General features: G+C 42.5%; 5 protein-coding genes. All 5 read left to right on the top strand.

What is annotated here, in order from left to right:
- Window positions 1–11: 11 nt before the first annotated feature.
- The 5 genes from HWQ37_RS28830 to HWQ37_RS28810 all read left to right on the top strand — a co-directional run bounded on the left by HWQ37_RS28830 (window position 12) and on the right by HWQ37_RS28810 (window position 3,920).
- A complete protein-coding gene (locus HWQ37_RS28830) occupies window positions 12–683 on the top strand; it encodes a hypothetical protein (RefSeq protein ID WP_292753840.1) in 672 nt (223 codons plus the stop codon).
- A 75-nt stretch (window positions 684–758) separates the two neighbouring features.
- Window positions 759–1,349 carry a hypothetical protein gene (locus tag HWQ37_RS28825; protein WP_292753839.1) on the top strand — a complete coding sequence of 197 codons (591 nt, stop codon included), beginning with the start codon at window positions 759–761 and terminating at the stop codon, window positions 1,347–1,349.
- Window positions 1,346–3,217 (top strand): hypothetical protein, encoded by a 1,872-nt coding sequence (locus HWQ37_RS28820; protein WP_292753838.1) that lies wholly within the window; start codon window positions 1,346–1,348, stop codon window positions 3,215–3,217. Before HWQ37_RS28825 ends, HWQ37_RS28820 begins: the two co-directional genes overlap by 4 nt.
- 248 nt (window positions 3,218–3,465) lie before the next feature.
- The gene (locus tag HWQ37_RS28815; RefSeq protein ID WP_292753837.1) at window positions 3,466–3,618 is read left to right on the top strand and encodes a hypothetical protein; all 153 of its coding nucleotides are present in this window, start codon (window positions 3,466–3,468) and stop codon (window positions 3,616–3,618) included.
- Window positions 3,615–3,920 (top strand): hypothetical protein, encoded by a 306-nt coding sequence (locus tag HWQ37_RS28810; protein WP_292753836.1) that lies wholly within the window; start codon window positions 3,615–3,617, stop codon window positions 3,918–3,920. Before HWQ37_RS28815 ends, HWQ37_RS28810 begins: the two co-directional genes overlap by 4 nt.
- Window positions 3,921–4,215: the final 295 nt, after the last annotated feature.

Genomic DNA, 4,215 nt, shown 5'->3' with positions numbered 1-4,215 from the left:
AGGGAGATTAAATGACACGTAATTTTGGATCTGCGAAACTCAAAAATCATATCCCCGCAACTGCACCTGGAACATTAGGTGCAATGGGTAAATTGTTTGGGATAAGTGCTGATGATTTTAACAAAGCATTACTTGGCGATCAGACCACCATTACCAAGATATCCGACCTGGGCAGACTCTCCGATACTGCAAAAGCTAACTTACCAAAAGCGCTGGAAGCATATCGAAAAATCCTTGAAACCACAGGCGATATTAATCAAGCCTACGCCGAACTTGTGCAACTAACCCAGAAGCATGGGGGACAAACTCTAAAAGCGATCAACACTGCCAAAACTGGGGAACAGCGACTTAAAAACGAAATGGTAGAGATGAATGCGGAACTGGTTAATGCCACTACTGCCGAAGCAACTCGCCACGCCCAACGCTCATCCTTGATTCAAATATCTGGGGCAACGGCAGACCTCATGGCGATCGCAAAGTACGAGGTGGATATGTTGAAGGCATCCCATAAACTACCCGATGCCCAAGACGCGGCGGATTTAGCTTACGAAAATGCTGTGACTGCGGCATTGTGGTCGAGAGGCAGCGAAGCTAAAACTGACCGGATACCCAAGCCAAATTATAGCCGCACTGGTGGATTATCTAAAGCTGGTAATTGGTTCAAAAACTTCATGGGTATTTAGTCTGAATTAGCCAAAAGCAGGGGAAATATTACTCCCCTGTTTTCTTGTGATTTCCCTTGCAGTAGGTAACGCCCAATGAATGAAATCGAATCATTATTATCGCGGTTTAAACCCAACAATAACCAATCGTCTCCTACTCTGTGGGGTGATATCACGGGTGAGCAGCAAGAATCTTCTAGCACTCCAGAAGATGAGGACAGTGAACGGTTGGAGGAATCAATTAGAGAAGTTTTTAGCAATAAACAATTACTAAATAAATCACTCGCTACTTTCCTCGGTGTGTTCGCTGCTAGTGGTGGAGTAAACCTGCTGACTTATCTTGGAATTGGGGCGATGGCAACTGGTACTTTAGGCAGTGTTGTGCTTGGTTTGTTTTTCGCTAATGCTCTCACCAAGATTCGGTATGATGAGCGAATTCATGTTGAAAGAGACTTCATTGTTGCAGCTGCACAGACAACGAGTGTCGCAGCTTCTTTATGGATTGCTTTTGATGAATATCGTGCGGTGTCCAGCGCAAGTAGAACGGGTAAAACTCTTTTCTATGAAGAAGTAAAGCACTATGAAGTTAAACCCGTACCACGAACTGAGCCAGATTGGACATTAATCGGTGGCTTAGTCTGTGGCTTATTAGCGATCGCAGTATTTTTCAAGTGGAGGAACACATGAGTATTCGCTCCTCGTTTGAAGATTATAAACGCTCTGGGATTGCCAATAATATTACTGTGGGAGTGCTGGCAGTAGCGGCGATGCTGTGCGGAGCTAAGTCCTTCACTGGAACACAAATTAGTTTAGTTGAGTACTGTTTCCGCCCCAAACACAAACCCAAATATTGTACAACTAATAAGCGTTACATTATGCCGGAAAGTGAGTTTTACGCCGAGACTTACGCACCAGCTAACCCAGAATTTCAGCGTGAAAGTTTTCTGCCAGCGAAGGCTACCCGATTAAGGACAATTCCTCCAAGTAATCCTGATAAACATTGGTGGGGATTGGGTGCAACGGTGCTAATGACTAGTGCTTATGGACTGAGTAAAGCACGAGAAAAACGATTAATTCAATTGATGCCAGAATACCGAGAATCGACCCGCACAGACTGGCAGATTAATAAACTTTGGCACGGATTACGATTACATAAGGAAGTGTACAGTGCCAAAGTAGATTACGAATTTCACCAATGGTCTGAAAATAGAAAAGCGAGAGGGGCGCAATTAGCAGCGATGTCACCTCAAGAATTAGCTATTTATCAGCAGCAAGTTAGGCTACAAGCTGAAGTCGAAGCACAAGCACAACTGCAAGCAATTAATAGTCAGCCAGCACTCACGGGTCAAACTTTAAATGATGTTACCCGCAGTGATGACAAAGTTTCTGGGACTGAACAACAGGCAATCGCACCCAACGATGATTTGGCTATTGGTCAACGCATCGTTGATGAATTAGTTTCGTCAAAACTCAGCACATTATTAGCGGCTCCCAGTGGTGCGGGTAAATCAGTTAGCCAAGCATTCTGGGTAAGTAAATTATTTGAAAAATTCTCTGATGCCGATGTGTATGTCATAGCTCGCAAGAATGACAGTTTTAATGGGTTGAAAAAAAAGGGTAAGGTTTTTATTTATGATCCATCATCACCAGAAACAGCACTGAAAGCACTGGAGATAGTTCATGGAATCTTTCTGAAGCGATCGCAATATCCAGAGCATGAGCGTGAGCAGTTTAAAACTAAACCAGTCCGGTTAATCTTGGCTGATTGGTATTCAATTCACAATGACCTCAGTCAATGCCATACAAAGTTATGGAATACTCAGGTAAAAACTAAGCTGGCTGATATTGTCACCGTCGCACGAGAGTTTAATTGTAGCTTGTTTGCAGATACTCAAACTTTTAACCTTACTAGCTTGGGAATTGCTGAGGATAGCAATATCAGAAATAATCTCAACATTGTTAGTCAAGGATTGGTAAGCGTTGATGAGGATGGACTAGAACAAGGTGGGTTTAGTGTTTTGCAGTCCATTATTAAAAATCAATATGTGATGCCTGATGAGGAGGCACGACGGGCGTTTATCGCCACTTGTAAACGACTAATAGCTATTTCAAATCAGCAACATATCCCGGTAATTTTCTCTACGGCTGGCAAGGTAAAAATGGGATTACTGCCCAATTTGATGAAGTATAAGGGTGTTGATATTTTTGTCACTGTTGAGAACGATGACAATGGCTTGGGTGAACAGACTGCTAATACTCCCATGCTTTCACGGGAGTCATTAGAAAAAATCTATGAATTAAAATCCAATCTGGAAAATCAGGGAGACAATGCCCAGGATGAGAAAACGAAACTCTCAGCAATGGCGCAAAAACTGTATGAATATCTCACCCGAACTGAACGAATAGAAGCTGATGTAAGAGAGTTTAAGGGCAACTTTAAAGTGGCTGGTGAAAGATTCACTGTTGAGCAAATCAAGGGCTGGATGTATGAAATTGTTGGGGCAGGTTTGGCAGACTGGATAGCCGAGGGTGTTATCAAACTAAATCAGATTTAGCTGCATTGAGTGTCTGGTGTCTCCCCTGAAAACCCCCCTATTTTGGCAGACACCAGACACCAGCCACCACGGACACCAAACGCTAAAATCCTTGTACAGCACAGACACGACGAGACACCACCGCAGACACCATCAGACACCAAGGGTCTAGAGTGGTGTCCATAGAATTAATCCTGCTTGGAATTTAAATAGCCCCTTCAAAGCTGATTCCAGATATTCAAAAAACCATGATTCGCATCATCAAAATAATGTTCAGAACACCGACTGAATCTGTGACTGATACGGTTCACATAGCATTGCGATATCCACAATCCATAAAGCTTCTTAATTTATCAGACATACCAGCACCGCACTCTGCTATTGAAGATGTAATTGAATGCCTGTTGGGTGAGGCTTCATGAGTAATCCTAAACCTTTAACGCCGCAACAATTAAAACTAATAAGAGCATTTATTTATGCTGTACCAATTTTAGATCATCAAGAATTTGTCGCCAAGTGGAGTGTAAAGCGCGACTTAGTTGCAGAAATCTGTCATGTAGATATCCACACTGTTAGCACTTGGTTCAGCCAAGGACGTACTCATCAAAAACCTCAGCTTTACCATTTGTGGTATTTAACAATGGCAGATATTATTTTAGATCAGTATGAAGATTTACCGGAGTTCTTACAAATTCTCCTATGTCCCCTTGATGATGATTTTTAAAGGCCAGAAATAGCGATCGCGGACAAAGGCGCGTAGTCCCTCACGATAGTCGCAGTCTGGGTATTAAACTTTAATCTGCATCACCGATAGCGTAGCGTTAGCGACGCAGGAACGTCATAGCCCCTAAAAGCAGATATCGCTTTGCCCGAATGCAGAATGGAGATCGCTTTTGGATTCACACAAAAAACTCATAGTGTGGTATTTTATGCGATTAAAAGTGAATTCTGACGATAGAAATATAGAATCAACTTAAAACGTTAAAATTCTGGAATTGTTCATAATATATCTGTATCCA

The sequence above is a fragment of the Nostoc sp. NMS4 genome (assembly GCF_017115095.1).
In the GTDB taxonomy this organism is placed as follows: Bacteria; Cyanobacteriota; Cyanobacteriia; order Cyanobacteriales; family Nostocaceae; genus Nostoc.
This window is presented reverse-complemented; position numbering and strand designations above follow the sequence as displayed.

Coding starts and splice junctions, on each gene's coding strand:
- HWQ37_RS28810 (WP_292753836.1), top strand. CDS start 3,615: ATGAGTAATCCTAAACCTTTAACGCCGCAACAATTAAAACTAATAAGA.
- HWQ37_RS28815 (WP_292753837.1), top strand. CDS start 3,466: ATGTTCAGAACACCGACTGAATCTGTGACTGATACGGTTCACATAGCA.
- HWQ37_RS28820 (WP_292753838.1), top strand. CDS start 1,346: ATGAGTATTCGCTCCTCGTTTGAAGATTATAAACGCTCTGGGATTGCC.
- HWQ37_RS28825 (WP_292753839.1), top strand. CDS start 759: ATGAATGAAATCGAATCATTATTATCGCGGTTTAAACCCAACAATAAC.
- HWQ37_RS28830 (WP_292753840.1), top strand. CDS start 12: ATGACACGTAATTTTGGATCTGCGAAACTCAAAAATCATATCCCCGCA.